The organism is Ornithinimicrobium jinqii (genome assembly GCF_045032595.1).
Lineage (GTDB): Bacteria > Actinomycetota > Actinomycetes > Actinomycetales > Dermatophilaceae > Ornithinicoccus.
On sequence record NZ_JBJFZS010000019.1, the window covers coordinates 78,463 to 95,295 of the forward strand.

The 16,833-nt window shown below is 72.4% G+C and carries 14 protein-coding genes; 8 read left to right on the forward strand and 6 right to left on the reverse strand.

Features of this window, described 5'->3' with window-relative positions; translation table 11 throughout:
- Positions 1 to 62: 62 nt before the first annotated feature.
- Together ACI3ET_RS09215 and ACI3ET_RS09220 are read right to left on the reverse strand one after the other, a co-directional pair.
- Positions 63 to 650, reverse strand: a complete 588-nt coding sequence (locus ACI3ET_RS09215) for a DUF5998 family protein (protein WP_405032727.1) — start codon at positions 648 to 650, stop codon at positions 63 to 65.
- Positions 651 to 662: 12 nt separating this feature from the next.
- A complete protein-coding gene (locus ACI3ET_RS09220; protein ID WP_405032728.1) occupies positions 663 to 3,323 on the reverse strand; it encodes a bifunctional acetate--CoA ligase family protein/GNAT family N-acetyltransferase in 2,661 nt (886 codons plus the stop codon).
- A 95-nt stretch (positions 3,324 to 3,418) separates the two neighbouring features.
- On the opposite strand from ACI3ET_RS09220, the gene ACI3ET_RS09225 reads away from it, so the two are divergent.
- Positions 3,419 to 4,066, forward strand: a complete 648-nt coding sequence (locus ACI3ET_RS09225) for a nitroreductase family protein (RefSeq protein WP_405032729.1) — start codon at positions 3,419 to 3,421, stop codon at positions 4,064 to 4,066.
- Here the strand turns inward: ACI3ET_RS09225 and ACI3ET_RS09230 are convergent.
- Entirely contained in the window at positions 4,059 to 5,021 is a 963-nt protein-coding gene (locus tag ACI3ET_RS09230; protein ID WP_405032730.1) for a PfkB family carbohydrate kinase, read from the reverse strand. The genes ACI3ET_RS09225 and ACI3ET_RS09230 overlap by 8 nt on opposite strands.
- 25 nt (positions 5,022 to 5,046) lie before the next feature.
- Between ACI3ET_RS09230 and ACI3ET_RS09235 the strand changes: the two genes are divergently transcribed.
- Positions 5,047 to 6,363, forward strand: a complete 1,317-nt coding sequence (locus ACI3ET_RS09235) for an amidohydrolase (RefSeq protein WP_405032731.1) — start codon at positions 5,047 to 5,049, stop codon at positions 6,361 to 6,363.
- Here ACI3ET_RS09235 and ACI3ET_RS09240 read toward each other — a convergent pair.
- Positions 6,330 to 7,067 (reverse strand): 3-hydroxybutyrate dehydrogenase, encoded by a 738-nt coding sequence (locus tag ACI3ET_RS09240; RefSeq protein WP_405032733.1) that lies wholly within the window; start codon positions 7,065 to 7,067, stop codon positions 6,330 to 6,332. The genes ACI3ET_RS09235 and ACI3ET_RS09240 overlap by 34 nt on opposite strands.
- A 169-nt stretch (positions 7,068 to 7,236) precedes the next feature.
- Here ACI3ET_RS09240 and ACI3ET_RS09245 point away from each other — a divergent pair, with 169 nt between their 5' ends.
- From ACI3ET_RS09245 to ACI3ET_RS09265, 5 genes are all read left to right on the forward strand, one after another.
- The gene (locus ACI3ET_RS09245) at positions 7,237 to 8,034 is read left to right on the forward strand and encodes an ABC transporter ATP-binding protein (protein WP_405032734.1); all 798 of its coding nucleotides are present in this window, start codon (positions 7,237 to 7,239) and stop codon (positions 8,032 to 8,034) included.
- Positions 8,027 to 8,722 (forward strand): ABC transporter ATP-binding protein, encoded by a 696-nt coding sequence (locus ACI3ET_RS09250; protein WP_405032735.1) that lies wholly within the window; start codon positions 8,027 to 8,029, stop codon positions 8,720 to 8,722. The genes ACI3ET_RS09245 and ACI3ET_RS09250 overlap by 8 nt, the downstream gene beginning before the upstream one ends.
- An 89-nt stretch (positions 8,723 to 8,811) precedes the next feature.
- Positions 8,812 to 10,062: an ABC transporter substrate-binding protein gene (locus ACI3ET_RS09255; RefSeq protein WP_405032736.1), complete on the forward strand. Its 1,251-nt coding sequence runs from the start codon at positions 8,812 to 8,814 to the stop codon at positions 10,060 to 10,062.
- Between the two features lie 82 nt (positions 10,063 to 10,144).
- Entirely contained in the window at positions 10,145 to 11,014 is an 870-nt protein-coding gene (locus ACI3ET_RS09260; RefSeq protein WP_405032737.1) for a branched-chain amino acid ABC transporter permease, read from the forward strand.
- Positions 11,011 to 12,060: a branched-chain amino acid ABC transporter permease gene (locus tag ACI3ET_RS09265; protein WP_405032738.1), complete on the forward strand. Its 1,050-nt coding sequence runs from the start codon at positions 11,011 to 11,013 to the stop codon at positions 12,058 to 12,060. Before ACI3ET_RS09260 ends, ACI3ET_RS09265 begins: the two co-directional genes overlap by 4 nt.
- Positions 12,061 to 12,062: 2 nt before the next feature.
- Here the strand turns inward: ACI3ET_RS09265 and ACI3ET_RS09270 are convergent, their stop codons facing one another.
- Together ACI3ET_RS09270 and lhpI are read right to left on the reverse strand one after the other, a co-directional pair.
- Positions 12,063 to 13,940: a helix-turn-helix domain-containing protein gene (locus ACI3ET_RS09270; RefSeq protein ID WP_405032739.1), complete on the reverse strand. Its 1,878-nt coding sequence runs from the start codon at positions 13,938 to 13,940 to the stop codon at positions 12,063 to 12,065.
- Positions 13,937 to 14,893 carry a bifunctional Delta(1)-pyrroline-2-carboxylate/Delta(1)-piperideine-2-carboxylate reductase gene (gene lhpI / locus ACI3ET_RS09275; protein ID WP_405032740.1) on the reverse strand — a complete coding sequence of 319 codons (957 nt, stop codon included), beginning with the start codon at positions 14,891 to 14,893 and terminating at the stop codon, positions 13,937 to 13,939. Before lhpI ends, ACI3ET_RS09270 begins: the two co-directional genes overlap by 4 nt.
- A gap of 106 nt (positions 14,894 to 14,999) precedes the next feature.
- Between lhpI and ACI3ET_RS09280 the strand changes: the two genes are divergently transcribed.
- On the forward strand, positions 15,000 to 16,751 hold the full coding sequence (locus ACI3ET_RS09280; protein WP_405032741.1) for a cell wall-binding repeat-containing protein: 1,752 nt from the start codon (positions 15,000 to 15,002) through the stop codon (positions 16,749 to 16,751).
- Positions 16,752 to 16,833: the final 82 nt, after the last annotated feature.

A 16,833-nucleotide genomic window follows, 5' to 3' on the forward strand; every position in this document is an offset into this window, starting at 1 on the left:
GGGACGGTAGAGCCGGACCGCCGCGGCGACCGTCTCGGCTCGCGGCGCTCGTCCCTCCCCCGTCATCGACCGAGCCGGGCCGACAGCTCCTGGGCGAAGGCGAGCGCCCGCTCGAGACGGTCGACACCGTCCGCGTCGGCGGACACGCGCAGGGAGATGTCGTCGCTGGCCACGGTGCCCTCGTAGCCGTGGTCGCCCTCGCACTCGGGGTCCTCGCACATGGCGGGCAGCAGGTCGATGCGGGACACGGCGCCCCAGCCGAGGGTGAGGGTGATGGCCCGCCCGGCGAGCGAGCCGTCGAAGTGCTCCGGGTCCGGCACGACGTGCGTGAGCATGACGCCGCGCACCGCCCGCAGCGGGACGGTCTCGCTGGTCGCGGTCGCCATGCGCTGCCGCTCCGGTCCCTCATGGTCGTCGGCGTGGGCGATGACGAGGCGTCGGTCCGTGAGGACGAGCACGGTGAGGTGGTTGCGCACGGCCTGCTCGTCGAAGGTGGTCTCGGCGTGCACGAGGTGGCTGACGACCTGGTCGCGCCCGACCGCGGTGAGCACGACGTCGTGCACGACGTCGGGAAGGTAGCCGGCCCGCTCGATGTCGGCGACGAGAGAGTCGGGCAGCGGAGACCTCAGACGGCGGACCATGCGTCCCATGGTGCCACCTCCTCAGGAGAGCATCGTCCGCCGCTCGGCGTCCGTCCGCGTCGGCGCCGGCGCGACGTGGACCTCCGCGCCGAGCACCTCGATGCCGTCGGGGTGGGCGATCACCGGGTTGAGCCGCAGGTGCGCCAGCTCGGGGTGGTCGTCCGTGAGCACCGACACCCGGGCGATGAGGTCGTAGAGGGCCGCGTGGTCCACCGGCATCGCCCCGCGGTAGCCGTCGAGCATCGGGGCGGCCCGGATGGAGGCCACCATGTCGACGATGTCGACGTCGGTCAGCGGCGGGAACCGGTGGGCGACGTCGCCGAGCAGGTCGACGGGGATCCCCGCCACGCCGAACCCGACGACCGGCCCGAAGAGGGCGTCCTCGCTGGAGTGGATCTCGACCGCGATCCCCGAGGGGGCCATCCGCTGCAGGGCGATCCCCTCCGCGCCGAGCGGGCGGAGCACGGCGTCGAGGTCGCGGTATGCCGCACCGATCGCCTTGGGGTGGCGCAGCCCGGTGCGGATCCACCCCTGGCCTGGCTGGTGCTTGAGCAGCGCCGAGGTGGCCTTCATGACCACCGTGCCGCCGAGCTCGCGGTAGGCCTCGACGGCCTCGGCGTCCGTGCCGACGTGCACCGTGGGCCAGACCGAGATCCCGTAGGCGGCGAGCAGCGCCGACACCTCGTCCGCGTCCAGGTCAACGCCACGGGGGTCCCGGGCCAGCGCCCCGACGACCACGGCGTGGGCGGTACCCCGGCTCACCCCCTCCGGGCGCACCCGGGTGCCCCGGTCGCTGCGCCGCCACTCGGCATACCTCGTGGCCGCCGCCAGCGCCCGGACCCCGTCCTCCGGCATCGGGTAGGTCGGCAGGCCGGTTGTGTCGGTCAGGCCGCGCATCCCCAGGAAGGTGGCGACGCACGGCTTCTCGTGCCCGGCGACGACCTGCTCGACGGCGTGCACCACCTCGGGGTCGATCTGGGCGACCGGGGGGATGAAGCAGGCGATGAGCGAGTCCACGGTGTCGTCGGCCAGTGCCTCCTCGACCGCCGTGCGGAACTGGTCCACCTGGGCCTCGGCACTCACCGTCGTCGGCCCGTGCGCGATCTCGAGGTCCCAGGAGGCGGCGGCGTCCGCGGCCAGCGAGCCGAGCGCGTCGCTGTTGGTCACGATCGCCACGCGACGGCCGCGCGGCAGCGGCTGGTTGAGGACGAGCTGCGCGACGTCGAAGAGCTGGTGCGTGTTCTCGACGCGGATGACACCGGCCTGCTTGAGCATCTGCGCGAACGCCTCTGGCCGCTCCTGCGTGGAGCGCACCCGGTGGCCGCGGGGCGTGCCGTACTTGCCCACGCCGGACTTGACGACGATGACCGGCTTGATCGAGGAGAGCTTGCGGGCGATCCGGGAGAACTTGCGGGGGTTGCCCATCGACTCCAGGTAGAGACCGACCGCGGACGTGGCGTCGTCGTCGAGCCAGTACTGCATGAGGTCGTTGCCGGAGATGTCGACCCGGTTGCCGGCGGAGGCGAAGGTGGAGATCCCCAACCCACGCCGGGCGGCCGAGGCGAGCACCGCGATCCCGAGGGCGCCCGACTGCGCGAACAGGCCCAGCGAGCCGTGGCCGGGCAGGTGCTCCGGCGCGGCGATCGAGGCGTTGAGCCGGATCTGCGGGTCGTTGTTGATGAGGCCGAAGCTGTTGGGCCCCAGCACCCGCATGCCGTAGCGGCGAGCGCGCAGCAGCAGCCCGCGCTGCAGACGCTCCCCCTCCCGGCCCGCCTCGGCGAACCCCTCCGAGGCGACGACGAGCGCCTTGACCCCCGCATCGGCGCACTCGTCGACGGTGGCCAGCACGTCGGCCGCGGGCACGGCGATCACCGCGAGGTCGACGCCGCCCTCGATCTCGCACACCGACCGATGGCTGGGCAGCCCGCAGAGGGGCGTGCCGGCGTCCGCGCGGCTGTTGACGGCGTAGAGGTCTCCGGCGAAGTCGCCCTCGACGATGTGGTTGAGCAGGGCGCGGCCGACCGTCCCCGTGCGCCGGCTGGCCCCGATGACGGCGACCGACCGCGGGTGGAGCACCTGCCGGACCGACCGCGCCTCGGAGCGGTGCTCCCGGGACATGCGGACTGCCCGCGACTCGTCGGTGGGGAGGATGTCGAAGGCCACCGCGATGACGCCGTCGTCGAACTCGTGCGAGACCTCGTAGCCGGCGTCGCGGAAGACCCCGATCATCCTGCGGTTCTGCGGGAGCACGTCGGCGACGAAGCGCCGGACCCCGCCCTCGCGGCCGATGTCGGCGAGGTGCTCGAGCAGGACCGAGCCGATCCCCCGGCCCTGGTGGTGGTCGGAGACGTTGAAGGCCACCTCGGCGACGGTTCCCCCGGGCTCGAGGCGGTCGTAGCGGCCGATGCCGGCGAGCTTGTCGCGGATCGTCATCACCAGGGCCACCCGGTCGACGTAGTCCACGTGCGTGAAGCGGTGGACGTCCTTGTCGGAGAGCCGCTTGATGGGCGCGAAGAAGCGCAGGTAGATGGACTCCTCGGACTGGCCGGCGTGGAACTCGTGGATGGCCTCGGTGTCGTCGGGGCGGATCGGACGCACGTGCGCGACCATGCCGTCGGACAGCACGACGTCCGCCTCCCACTCCTGCGGGTATCCCGGGGGCAGCTCGGCCGTCTCCGTCATGGCCCAACTATGGCAGTGATCTCGATCCTGGGCTCCTCGGGTCCAGGTCCGGTCGGAGCACCCGCGACGACGCGCCGCGTGCCACGATGCCGGGCATGGAGCTGCGTGAGGTCCTCGCACGACGGCGGATGGTGCGGGAGTTCGACCCTGACCGGCCGGTGCCGGAGGACGTGCTGTCGCGGGTCCTCGACCACGCCCGGCGCGGTCCCAGCGCCGGGTTCAGCCAGGGCACCGACCTGCTCGTGCTCACGCGTGCCGAGGACCGACGGCGCTGGTGGCGGGCGACCGTACCGGGGTGGGACGAGCCCGGCTTCGTGCCGGACCGCTGGTTGCGGGGGGTTTCCACCGCGCCCTGCCTCGTGGTCTGCCTGTCCGACCCGCAGGCCTACCTGGGGCGCTACGCCGAGCCCGACAAGGGCCGGACGGACCGGGACCCGGACGGGTGGCCGGTGCCCTGGTGGGACGTCGACACCGGGATGGCCGCCCTGCTCATGCTCCTCACCGCCGTCGACGAGGGCCTGGGCGGGCTGCTCTTCGGCGTACCGGCCGAGCGTCAGGACGACGTCCGGCGCACCTTCGCCGTCCCCCCGGAGCGGCGACTGGTCGGGGTGGTGGCGCTGGGGTATGCCGTGCCGCACCCACCGTCCCGGTCGGTGCGCCGGGGGCGTCGGCCGGTCGGTGAGGTCGTGCACGACGGTCGGTTCGGGGTGCCGTGGTCGCGACCGGGCGGGTCCTCTAGCTGACGACCGTCGGGCCGGGGCCCCCGCCCTCCGCCGGGCGCTGGTCGGCCAGGAAGTCGTCCACCTCGGCGCGGGTCGGCGCCGTCGCCGGGCCGCGACGGGTGACCTTCACCGCTCCGGCGGCGTTGGCGCGACGGGCGGCCTCCAGCCAGGGCGTGCCCAGCGCGCGCTCGGCGCACAGGACACCGGTGTGCGCGTCGCCGGCACCGTTGGTGTCGACCGGTGTCTGCGGGTAGCCGGGCACGTGGGTCGTGAGGCCCCCGACCCGCACGAAGCACCCCTCGGGGCCGTCGCGCACGACGACCGCCGCGCCCTCGGTCAGCCGACCGGCGACCGCGGCGCAGGAGTCCTCGACGTCGCCGACGCCGGTCAGCTCCAGCGCCTCGGCGGCGTTGGACGTCCAGACGTCGGTGAGCGCCAGGATCCGCCGACGGGTCTCCTCCCCCACGTCGCCCAGGGCGGCGCCGGGGTCCAGCACCACGACGACGCCCTCGGGCAGCGCCTCGAGCCAGGACAGCAGCGGCTCACTCGTGGGTGGGTACAGGCTGTAGCCGGTGACGCAGACGAGGTCACCGGGTCGAGGGTCGCTCGTGCCCAGCGAGCCCGCGCTGATCACCCGCTCGGCACCGTAGGTGGTGAGGAAGGTGCGCTCGGCGGTCGGCTCGACCATCACCACGCAGATCCCGGTGTCCTGCCCGGGCACCGGCGCCGCGGTGACGTGGACCCCCTCGGCGGCCAGCGCGCTGCGGACGAGGTCGCCGTTCGGCCCGTCGCCGTGCGCGCCGGCGTGCGCAGCGGGGGCCCCGGTGCGGGCCGCGGCCAGCAGGATGCTCACGGCGCCTCCGGCGTAGCGGGTGTAGGTGCTGGCGTTGACGTTGCCTCCCCGCTGCGGCAGCCCTGGGACCTCCAGCACGACGTCGACCAGCGCCTGCCCGGTGTGGATCACTCTCGCGTTCACCCGCACACCCTGCCACGATGACGCCATGACCCAGCCCTTCCCCTCCTCGACCCCTGCCTCTGCCGTGCTCTCCGGGCTCGGCGCGATCCGTCCTTGGCTCGAGGACCTCTACCGGCACCTGCACGCCCACCCCGAGCTGTCGATGGCCGAGCACGAGACGGCCGCACGCGTGGTGCGCGAGGTCAGGGGTATGCCGGGGGGCCAGGAGCTCGAGGTCGTCGAGGGGATCGCGGGGACGGGCGTGGCGGTGGTGGTCCGCAACGGGGAGGGCCCGACCGTGCTGCTGCGCGCCGACATGGACGGGCTGCCCGTCGCGGAGGACACGGGGCTGGACTACGCGTCGCGGGTGGTGACGACGAACCTGCAGGGCGAGTCCGTGCCGGTCATGCACGCGTGCGGCCACGACACGCACGTGGCGACGCTCCTGGCGTCCATGCGGCTGCTGCTCGACGCGCGCCAGGAGTGGGCGGGGACCGTCCTCGCCGTCTTCCAGCCGGCGGAGGAGCAGCACAACGGGGCGGAGGCGATGGTGCGCGACGGTCTCGTGGAGCGGCTCCCCCGGCCCGACGTCGCCCTCGGGCAGCACGTCCTCCCGGGGCCGGCCGGGTCGGTGAAGCTGGCTACGGGCCCGATCATGGCCAGCTGCGACGACTTCCGGATCACGTTGCGCGGCAAGGGAGGCCATGGGTCGGCCCCGCACACTGCGATCGACCCGGTCGTGATGGCGGCGTCCCTGGTGATGCGGCTGCAGACGATCGTGGCGCGGCAGGTGCCCCCGCGGGCGACCGCGGTGGTGACCGTCGGGCGGATCCAGGCCGGGACCAAGACCAACATCATCCCGTCGACGGCGGTGCTCGAGGGAACGGTGCGCACCTACGACGCCGCCGTGGCAGCGACCTGCCTGGCCGCGATCGAGCGCACCGCGCGCGCCGAGGCAGCGGCGTGGGGTGCGCCGGAGCCGGTGATCGAGCACTTCGACCACCTGCCGGTGACCGACAACGACCCCGGGGTGACCGAGCGTGTGCGTGCCGCCCTGGTGGCCGAGCTGGGCGGGGAGCAGGTGCGGGTCTTCGAGCCCGAGAGCGGGTCCGAGGACTTCTCCGCGCTGCCGGACGCCTGGGGCGCGCCGTACACGTACTGGGGCTTCGGCGCGTTCGACGCGCAGGAGTGGGTCCAGGCCGAGGACGGCGGCCGGACGGACGACTTCCCCGACAACCACTCGCCGCACTTCGCCCCGGTGCTCCAGCCGGTGCTCGACACGGGCGTGCGGGCGATGGTGGCGGCGTCGATGGCGTGGCTAGGGGACCGTCACTGGGCGGTCCAGCCGCCGTCCATCGTGTAGGAGGTGCCCGTGACCATGCCGGCGTCGTCGGACATGAGGAAGGAGGCGAGCGCGGCGACCTCGGCGGGCTCGACGAGGCGCTTGATCGCCGAGCGGGTCAGCATGATCTTCTCGACGACCTCGTCCTCGGGGATGCCGTGCGTCGCGGCCTGGTCGGCGATCTGCTTCTCGATGAGCGGGGTGCGGACGTAGCCGGGGTTGATGCAGTTGGAGGTCACGCCGTGGGGGGCGCCCTCGAGCGCAGTCACCTTCGACATCCCCTCCATGCCGTGCTTGGCCGCCACGTAGGCCACCTTGAACTCCGACGCGCGCAGCCCGTGGGCGGACGAGACGTTGACGACGCGGCCCCACCCCTGGGCGTACATGTGCGGCAGCGCGGCCCGCACGAGCAGGAACGGCGACTCGAGCATCAGCCGGTGGATGAAGCGCCAGTCGGCCGGCACGTACTCGTGGATCGGCGCGACCCTCTGCACCCCCGCGTTGTTGACGAGGACGTCGCACTCCAGGCGCAGGTCCTCCAGGGCAGCGGTCTCCGCCAGGTCGACCACCCACGCCTCACCCCCGATCTCCCCCGCGACGCGCTCGGCCGCCTCCGGGTCACGGTCGGCGACCACGACCCGGAAGCCGTCGTGGGCGCTGCGCCGGGCTATCGCCTCTCCGATCCCGCTCGCCCCGCCGGTGACCAGCACCGTGCGTGTCGTCATCCCTGCCTCCTTCGTCGTCGCCGCGTCGCCTGGGCCGTGCAGGCCCGCTCGGTGCATCCTGACCTGACGACCGATTCATGTCCATGTCATGCGCAGCCAGGCGCAGGCGGGTAAATATGTGACGGCACCACATAGGACCGGTCGGCTGGCCACCATAACGTGAGCCCCCATGAGCCCAGCAGATCTCGACCCCGCCGCAGCGGCGCGCGACACCGACGTCGTCGCGCTGTCCGCCCGCGGGCTGACCAAGGACTTCCGGGGGTTCCGCGCCGTCCGCGACGTGGACCTGGACGTCGTGGAGGGCCAGATCCACGCCCTCGTCGGCCCCAACGGCGCCGGCAAGACGACCCTGTTCAACCTGCTGACCGGCTTCATCACGCCGACCGCGGGGACGATCACCGTGCACGGCAAGGACATCACCGGCCAGTCACCCGAGCAGATCGCCCACCAGGGTGTGGCCCGCTCCTTCCAGATCACCAGCCTGTTCGACAACCTCACCCCCCACGAGCACGTCGAGCTGGCCCTGCAGGGCATGGCCGGCGGTGGCATGCGGTTCTGGCGCTCGGACAAGGCGCTCCTCGCCCACCGCGACCGTGCCGACGAGCTCATCGCCCAGGTCGGGCTCAGCCACCTGGCCGACCGAGCCGCAGGTGAGCTCGCCTACGGCCAGAAGCGCGCGCTGGAGATGGCGCTCGTCCTGGCCCTCGACCCCCAGGTCATGCTGCTGGACGAGCCCACCGCCGGCATGGGGCGTGAGGACGTGGACCGCACGATCGAGCTCGTCAGGCAGATCGCCACCGGACGGACCGTCGTCTTCGTCGACCACAACATGCACGTCGTCGGCAGCCTGGCCCACCACGTCACCGTGCTCATGGCTGGCGAGGTGCTCGCCCAGGGCACCTACGACCAGGTCCGCACCGACGAGCGCGTCATCACCGCCTACCTCGGGGAGGAGAGCCATGCTTGAGGTCCGCGGGCTGCACGCCTACTACGGCGACGCGCAGGCCCTGCACGGTGTGGACATCACGGTCGGCGCCGGCGAGGTCGTCACGCTCGTCGGGCGCAACGGTGCCGGCAAGACGACCCTGCTGCGCTGCATCATGGGACTGCACCGCGACGTGCGGGGCACCATCAGCCTGGAGGGCACCGAGATCACCGCCGTGCCCGCCCACCAGCGGGCCCGCAGGGGACTGGGCTGGGTGCAGGACGACCGCGGCGTCTACGCCTCACTGACGGTCGAGGAGAACCTGACCCTCCCCCCGGTCACCCACCACGACTCGGCGTGGTCGATGGAGCAGGTCTACGAGGCCTTCCCCATCCTGGCCGACCGCCGGCGTGCCGCCGGGACGACGCTGTCGGGCGGCGAGCAGCAGATGCTCGCGATGGCTCGCGTCCTGCGCACCGGCTCCCGCCTGCTGCTGCTCGACGAGCCCAGCGAGGGCCTGGCCCCCGTGATCGTGCAGAGGATCCGGGACATCCTCCTGCAGGTCAAGCAGCAGGGCACCACCGTGCTGCTCGTGGAGCAGAACGTGAAGTTCGCCTCGACCGTCGCCGACCGCCACTACGTCCTGGCGGAGGGCTCGGTCGTGGAGAACCTCGACAACGCAGAGTTCACCGCCCGCCAGTCCGAGCTCCTCACCTACCTCGGTATGTAGCGCCCCCGTCCCGCGTCCACCCCTGACCACCGAGCTCCCCCAGAGTTCCTCGATCTGCACCGTTACCCATCTCAAAGGAGAGAAGCCCCATGAGCACCAAGCGCCTCGCATCCACGGCGGTCGTCACCGCCGGAGTCCTCGTCCTGTCCGCCTGCGGCAACGCTGGTCCCGGCGGTGCCGGCGGCGACGAGTTCACCGACGGCAAGGTCGTCCTTGCCGTCCTCAACGACCAGAGCGGCGTCTACAAGGACCTGTCCGGCCCCAACTCGGTGAAGGCCGTCGAGATGGCCATCGCCGACTTCCAGGAGAAGTACGGCGACGACGCGGTCGTCGACACGATCGAGATCACCTCGGCCGACCACCAGAACAAGCCGGACGTCGCCAACACCAAGGCGCAGGAGCTCTACGACCGCGAGGGCGCCGACATCATCCTCGACGTCCCCGCCTCCTCCGCAGCGCTCGCGGTGGCGACCCAGGCGGAGACCAAGAAGAAGCTCTTCATCAACATCGGTGCCGCCACCACCGAGCTCACCAACGCCCAGTGCAACAAGTACACCTTCCACTGGGCCTACGACACCTACCAGCTGGCCAACACCACCGGCACGGCCGTCACCGAGGGCGGCAGCACCGACTGGCAGATCATCTACCCCGACTACGCCTTCGGCCAGGACATGGACAAGTCCTTCACCGCCGCCATCGAGGCGACCGGCGGCTCCGTGGGCGACCACATCGCCACCCCGTTCCCCAACGACAACTTCTCCACCTTCCTGACCAAGGCCGCCGCCGCCGAGCCGGACGTCATCGGCACCATGCAGGCCGGTGGGGACCTCATCAACCTGGTCAAGCAGTACAACGAGGGCGGCTACGCCGCCGACGGCATCGAGCTGGCCGTCGGCCTGATGTTCATCACCGACATCCACTCCCTCGGGGTGGAGGCCTTCGACGGTGTCAACTTCGCCGAGGCCTGGTACTGGGACTTCGACGACGAGAACCGGGCCTGGGCCGACCGGTTCATGGAGGAGACCGGCACCCGCCCGAGCTTCGCCCACGCAGCCAACTACTCCGCCGCGCTGCAGTACCTCGAGGCCGTCCAGGAGGAGGGCACCGACGACGCCGACGCCGTCGTCGCCAACTTCGAGGGCAAGGAGATCAACGACGTCTTCCTCAAGAACGGGAGGATCCGTGCCGAGGACCACCGCGTCGTCCACGACGTCTACCTCGCCAAGGTGAAGTCGGCCGACGAGGTCACCGAGGAGTGGGACTACGAGGAGATCCTGGCCACCATCCCGGCCGAGGAGGCCTTCATGCCGGTGGAGGACACCACCTGCGACTTCGGCTGACGCCGACCCACCCCACAGACCGGAGGCCGGGCGCCCCTGTCCCCCCCCCGGGGCGCCCGGCCTCCACCCGCCTAGGAGAGGCATGAACCAGTTCCTGCAGTACACGATCCAGGGCCTGGCCGCCGGGAGCTTCTACGCCCTCGCCGCGCTCGGCCTGGCGATCATCTTCGGCGTGCTCGGCGTGGTGAACTTCGCGCACGGCGCGGTCTACATGCTCGGCGCGGTGACGGCGGCGGTCCTCCTCGACGTCCTCGGCCTCAACTTCTGGCTGGCCCTGATCGTCGTGCCGGTCCTGATGTTCGTGTTCGGCGTGATCCTCGAGCGGCTGCTCATCAGCAGGCTGATCGCCCTCGACCCCCTCTACAACTTCCTGCTGACCTTCGGGCTGTCGTTGCTGCTGGTCGACCTGATCAAGCGTCAGTACGGCGTGTCGGGCCTGCCCTACACCCGTCCCGAGATCCTCACGGGGCAGCTGGTCGTCGGGGACGTGCGGCTGCCGACCTACCAGGTCTTCGTGCTCGTCTTCTCGCTGCTGGTCTGCGGCGCCGTCTGGCTGCTGATGACCCGCACCCGGATCGGCATGATCGTGCGCGCCTCCACCGAGAAGTCCGAGCTCACCCGTGCCCTGGGCGTCGACGTGAACAAGTGGGTCACCCCGGTCTTCGGCTTCGGCATCGCGCTGGCCGGGCTGGCGGGCGTGCTCGCCGCCCCCTTCCGCGCCATCACCGCCGACATGGGGTCGAGCTTCATCATCATCCTCTTCGCGGTCGTGGTCATCGGGGGCCTCGGCTCCATCGTCGGCGCCGTCGTCGCCGGCTTCCTGGTGGGACTCGTCGAGGCCTTCGGCCAGGCCTACGCCCCCGCCCTGTCACAGATCGCCATCTTCGTCCTCATGGCCCTGGTCATCCTGTTCCGACCGGCCGGCCTGTTCGGACGGGAGGAGAATGCATGAGCGCCACCACCACCACCGCACCGGCCCGGGCCGACGCGCCGCGCACGGTGCTCGGCCGCAGCAACCGGCACTGGCTGCTCGTCGGGCTCGGCCTGGTGTTCGCCCTCGCCCTGCCCTGGTTCGTCTACCCGCCGGTGGCCATGGACATCGCCGCGTGGGCGCTCTTCGCCGTCGCGCTGGACCTGCTGCTCGGCTATGCCGGCCTGCTGTCCTTCGGGCACGCCGCCTTCTGGGGCGGCTCGGCCTACGTCGCCGGCCTGGCGGCGCTCCAGTGGGGCCTGCCGTTCCCCCTCGCCGCCCTGCTCGGAGCCGCCTTCGCGATGGCCCTGGCGTACCCGATCGGCCTGCTGTCGGTGCGGCGCACGGGCATCTACTTCGCGATGGTCACCCTGGCGTTCGCGCAGATGCTCTTCTTCGTCGTCAACCAGTGGCGGGGCGTGACCGGCGGCGAGAACGGCCTGCAGGGCGTGCCCCGATCCTTCTTCGGCATCGAGGCGGTCGAGACCGACGCCTTCTGGTTCTACTACGCCGCCCTGCCCCTGATCCTGCTCGGCATGTGGTTCGCCTGGCGGGTCGTGCACTCCCCCTTCGGCCGGGTGCTCGTCGCCACCCGCGACAACCCGGCCCGCGCCCGTGCCCTGGGCTACGACGTGGACCGCTACCGCGTGCTCGTGTTCGTCCTCTCTGCGGGCCTGGCCGGTCTGGCCGGCGGACTGTTCGCGATCAGCCACGGTTTCGTCTCGCTGCAGGAGGTCTCCTGGCAGACCAGCGGCAAGGTCGTCCTCATCACCGTCCTCGGCGGCATCGGCACGCTGTGGGGCGCCGTCGTCGGTGCGGTGATCATCGTCCTGCTCGAGGACACGCTCGCCAGCTCCGGCTTCGAGGGCATCGGCATCATCACCGGCAGCGTCTTCATCCTCGTCGTCCTGCTTTTCCGCCGCGGAGTCTGGGGCACGGTGACCGACCTCCTCGCCCGCCGCCGGGGTCGCGGACGGCCGACCGAGGACTCCGTCGCCGCGGAGGACGGGGAGGGCCCGACCAGCTGACGTCAGCCGCGGAGCACGTGCAGGAGACGCAGGGCGAGGCCGGCCTCCAGGAGCCGGTCCGGGGCCTGCCACCCGTCGCCCAGCAGCCGACCGATCCGGTCCAGCCGCTGGGTGACGGTGTTCGGGTGGACGTGCAGGCGCGTGCCGGTGCGTGCGAGATGACGGTCCTCCCGCAACCAGGCGTCCAGGGTCTCCACGAGCGCCGTGCCCCGCAGGTCGTCGTAGTCCAGGACCGGACCGAGCACGTCCTGCACGTGCTCACGGGGGTCCCCCCGCCCCAGCAGCAGCCCCACGAAGCCGAGGGTGGCAGCGTCCGCGACGTCGCCCCGGCGTCCGAGCGCGAGCAGCGCCTCCAGGCACCGGGTCGCCTCCTCGAACGCCGCGCGCACGCCGTCGACACCCCGCACCGGGCCGGCAGCGCCGACCGTCGCGACGGACCGGCCCACAGGACGACGCGGTCCGCCCGAGGCACTGCCCGCCCGCTGCAGCAGCTGCCTGCCCAGCTCGACCGCGTCGCGACCGGGCAGGACGAGCACGAGCCGCTCCCCCACCTCGGCGCTCAGGCCCGCCTGGGCGGCGGCCAGGTCCCCCGCGGCCTGCACCAGCTGCGGTCCCGCCGCGTCCACGACGAGGACCGCGTGCGGCTGCCCCAGGTCGGCACCCAGCTGCGTCGCGCGCGCGGTCAGGGACCCCGCGCCCGAGCGCCCGACCACCACGTCGATGAGAAGGTCGCCGCGCAGCCGGGTCTGGGTCTCGGCGACGCTGCGCCGCACGACCATGATCAGAGCGGCCACGGTCGCCGCGCGCTCCAGGATCCGCCGCGACACGTCGTCGACCTCGACGCGCACGAGCACCGCCGCGAGCGGAGCTCCTCCCGCCCAGACCGGGACGATGCTCAGCCCGTCCTCGACGTGGGTGCTGTTGTCGTCCAGGGACCGACGGACCAGCTCCAGCTCGGCGGGACCCGGGGCCCGGTCCGGGTCGCTGCTCCCCAGGCTGGCGCCGCGCGCGTCGACGATGTGCACGGCCTCGTCCAGCACCGCCTCCAGCTCGGTGGCCACGTCCTGCAGGGACCCCCCCTGCAGGACCACCCCGGCCAGCCGGTCGTGGGCCGCCGAGGCGCGCTGGACCCCCTCGACGTTGCGCTGCAGCAGGGCGCTGGTCTCGCGCAGGTCCGCCAGCGCGGCCTGCGTCTCCTCGATCCGGCTGGCGTTGTCGATCGCGACCGCCGCGTGCGCCGCGAAGCTGGTCAGCAGGTCCACGTCCTCGCGGCTGAACGGCCGCGCGTCGTGGTTCGCGGCGTAGAGGACCCCGATGACCGTCCGCCCGAGCAGGAGCGGCACCCCGAGGATCGCGGTGAGGTCCTCGCTGCCGACGGCGCTGTCGATGGTGCGGGTGTGGTCGAAGCGCCGGTCGTGGAAGTAGTCGTCGGTGGCGTAGGGACGCGCCGTCTGGGCGACCAGGCCGCCGAGCCCCGCCCCGAACGGCAGCCGCACGTTGCGGAACTCCTCGCTGTGGATGCCCTGCGTGATCCGCATGTAGGTGGCGCCGGCCTCGTCGTCGTTGAGCGAGAGGTAGGACACGTCGGCGGCCAGCAGCGTCCGGGCGCGCCGGACGATCGCCTCGAGCACGTCGTCGAGGTCCTTGAGCGCAGCGAGGTCGGCGACGGTCTCGAAGAGGGCCGACAGCTCGGCCTCGCGCCGACGCCCCAGCTCGCGCAGGCCCCGGGCCCGGAGGGCGAGGTCGTGCGCCCGCTGCAGCCCTTCCGGGTCGGCGCCGCCCGCCGCCCGCGCCCGCTCCAGGAGCGCGTCGAAGTCCCGGACCGGGCGGTCCTCGGCCAGCAGCGCCAGGTAGCCCTCGCCGAACGCGTCCGCGCTCACCGGCCGCCCCCCAGGGCGGCCCGGTGCGCCTCCCAGACCAGCCCGGCCGCGACGAGGTCCTCCAGCGCCGTCCCCACCGACTTGAAGACCGTCACCTCCTGCGCCGAGACTCGCCCGGTATGCCGCCGCGCGGCGAGGTCGGCCAGGGTCCCCCGGACGTCGGCCGGGGTGAGCCTGCCGTGCGCCAGCGGCTGGGTCAGGTCGCCGGCCTCGTGCAGCGCCTCCAGGACGTCTACGAAGAGGCTGGCGCCGGTCACCAGGGCCTCGTCCGCCTCGGCCATGACCGGCGTGAACCCTCCGACGAGGTCGACGTGGGTGCCGGGCCGCACGTCCTCGGCGAGGACCAGCGGGCGGGTGGACGACGTGGCCGTCGTGACCACGTCGGCGGTGCGCACCGCTGCCCGCAGGTCGGGAGCCACGTCGGCCTCGACCCCCTCGTCCTGCCAGCGGCGCACGAGGTCGGCCGCCCGGTCGGGGTCGCGCGCCCACACCCGCGTCCGGCCCACGTCCCGCACCGCGGCGTAGCAGTGCGGCACCACCGCCGCGACGTTGCCCGCGCCGACCACGAGGTGCTCCCGCACCTCCTGCGGCGCCAGGAGGTCGGCGGCCAGCGCGCTGGCGGCGGCGGTGCGCCAGCGGGTCAGCTCGCCGCCGTCGAGCACGGCGACCGGCGCGCCGGTGGTCGCGTCGGCCAGCAGGTAGGAGCCGTGGATCACCGGCAGCCCGCGCGAACCGTTGTGCGGGTAGTGCCCCACGACCTTGACCCCGAGCCAGTGCTCCCGCTGCCACGCCGGCATCACCAGCAGCGTCGCCTCCAGAGCGTCGTCGATGCGGTGGTGCCCCCGCGGCGGGACCACGAGCTCCCCGGGGTCGGCGAAGGCGCCACGCAGTGCCTCCACGAGGGCGCGCGGGTCCAGCAGGGCGCGCACGCGCGCGGCGTCCAGGAGCTCCATACCCCGCACCCAACCACACCCATGCTGAACCCTTCGGTCCCCCGCTGCGACAAGGGGGTGAGGGGTCCGTCCACGGGTCCCGCAGCGTCGAGCAAGGGAGCGTGCGATGAGACGCAGGATGGGTGCACTGGTCACCGCGGCGGTGGCGACGATGGGGCTCGTTTTCGGACCGGTGGCGATGGGTACGCAGGTGGTCACCACGGACGCAGGGGTCGTCCAGGCGGTGGTCGACGCACCGACGATCCAGGACGGTGACCTCGACTTCACCGTGGAGCGGCACGCCGGAAGCGACCGCTACGCCACGGCCGCCGCGATCAGTCGTCGTTTCGTGACCACCGGGACACCGGTCGTGTACGTGACGAGCGGTCTGTCGTACGCAGACGCGCTGAGCGCCGGGCCGGCCGCCGGGCGTGCGTCCGGACCCACCCTGTTCGTGCGCCAGGACAACATCCCGTCCACCACGTCGCTGGAGCTGAAGAGGTTGCAGCCCGGACGCATCGTCGTCGTGGGAGGAACCTCGGTCGTCGGCACCGCCGTCGCGGACGCGCTGCGCTCGTACACCGCGGGCAGCGTGACCCGGCTGGCCGGCATCGACCGGTTCGGCACCTCGGTGGCCGTGAGCCAGGCGACCTTCCCCTCCGGCGCGGCGACGGTCTACGTCGCCACCGGCCGCAACTGGCCCGATGCGCTGTCGGCGGGAGCCGGAGCGGTCATCCAGGCGGGTCCCGTCCTGCTGACCGACACCAACGCTGTCCCGTCCGCGGTGCTGGCCGAGATCAACCGCCTCAACCCTGACCGCATCATGCTCGTCGGCGGCACGATCGCCGTGTCCGAGACGGCCGCGGCGCAGCTGCGGACGATCGCCACCACCGAGCGGGTCGCGGGCACGGACCGCTACGCGACGGCCCTCGCGCTGTCGACGCGCGTCTTCGGCCCCGACCGGCCCGGGGTCGTGGTGGCCAGCGGTGAGACCTTCCCCGACGCCCTCGCCGCGGTGCCGGCCACGGTGGACACGCGTGGCCCGATCCTGCTGGCTCGGCACGACAGCATCCCCTACGTCGGCGAGCTGGACCGGCTGACCCCCCGGACCGCCCACGTCGTCGGCGGGACGTACTCGCTGTCCATCGAGGTGCCCAAGGCCGCGCAGCGGGAGCGTGGTGTCTGCTGGGCCGGACCGGACTACACCGGCGGCACGTCGGAGGTCCTCACCACCGTGGGCGGCACCACCAGCAAGAAGATCGCCTACACCCTCGACATGGGTGGCCGCCTGGACGGCGCCCTGACGATCGTGAACTACCTCATCGACAACCAGGTGTGCACCACCTTCTTCCCGACCAGCATCATGGCGGACACCACCGAGGGCCGGGTGATCATGGCGAAGATCGCGGCCCACCCGCATCTCTTCGAGATCGGCAACCACACGGTCCACCACTGCGACCTCGTCAACGGGGGCGGCGGTTCACCCACCGGCGCGCCGTGCCAGGTGCCGATGACCTCCACCTTCATCAGGGCCGAGCTCACGGGCGCCGAGGCGTCGCTGCTGCGGCAGACGGGCCTGTCGACCAAGCCCTACTGGCGTCCGCCCTACGGGTCGTACAACACCTTCGTGCGGGAGCAGGCGACGGCTGTCGGCTTCCCCAAGACGGTGATGTGGGCTCGCGACACCATCGACTGGGACCCGGCGACGACGACCGCGCAGATCGTCGCGCGGACCACGAGCCCGCTGCCCACGTCCGGCTCGATCGTGCTGTCGCACCTCGGCGGCTACAACACGCCGGCGGCGCTGCCGCAGATCGTGTCCATCCTGCGGGCCAACGGCTACACGATGACGACCGTGTCCGACATGCGCGACGGCTGACCGGACCCCTCGACACGTGGCGTTCACGAGTGTCTGGCGGGGGGGGGGGGGGGGAGGAGAGAGGGAAAAAAAAAAAGAAAAA

Excerpts from the sequence above, each read along its gene's own strand:
- ACI3ET_RS09215 (WP_405032727.1), bottom strand. The coding sequence starts at position 650 with ATGGGACGCATGGTCCGCCGTCTGAGGTCTCCGCTGCCCGACTCTCTC.
- ACI3ET_RS09220 (WP_405032728.1), bottom strand. The coding sequence starts at position 3,323 with ATGACGGAGACGGCCGAGCTGCCCCCGGGATACCCGCAGGAGTGGGAG.
- ACI3ET_RS09225 (WP_405032729.1), top strand. The coding sequence starts at position 3,419 with ATGGAGCTGCGTGAGGTCCTCGCACGACGGCGGATGGTGCGGGAGTTC.
- ACI3ET_RS09235 (WP_405032731.1), top strand. The coding sequence starts at position 5,047 with ATGACCCAGCCCTTCCCCTCCTCGACCCCTGCCTCTGCCGTGCTCTCC.
- ACI3ET_RS09240 (WP_405032733.1), bottom strand. The coding sequence starts at position 7,067 with ATGACGACACGCACGGTGCTGGTCACCGGCGGGGCGAGCGGGATCGGA.
- ACI3ET_RS09245 (WP_405032734.1), top strand. The coding sequence starts at position 7,237 with ATGAGCCCAGCAGATCTCGACCCCGCCGCAGCGGCGCGCGACACCGAC.
- ACI3ET_RS09250 (WP_405032735.1), top strand. The coding sequence starts at position 8,027 with ATGCTTGAGGTCCGCGGGCTGCACGCCTACTACGGCGACGCGCAGGCC.
- ACI3ET_RS09255 (WP_405032736.1), top strand. The coding sequence starts at position 8,812 with ATGAGCACCAAGCGCCTCGCATCCACGGCGGTCGTCACCGCCGGAGTC.
- ACI3ET_RS09260 (WP_405032737.1), top strand. The coding sequence starts at position 10,145 with ATGAACCAGTTCCTGCAGTACACGATCCAGGGCCTGGCCGCCGGGAGC.
- ACI3ET_RS09265 (WP_405032738.1), top strand. The coding sequence starts at position 11,011 with ATGAGCGCCACCACCACCACCGCACCGGCCCGGGCCGACGCGCCGCGC.
- lhpI (WP_405032740.1), bottom strand. The coding sequence starts at position 14,893 with ATGGAGCTCCTGGACGCCGCGCGCGTGCGCGCCCTGCTGGACCCGCGC.
- ACI3ET_RS09280 (WP_405032741.1), top strand. The coding sequence starts at position 15,000 with ATGAGACGCAGGATGGGTGCACTGGTCACCGCGGCGGTGGCGACGATG.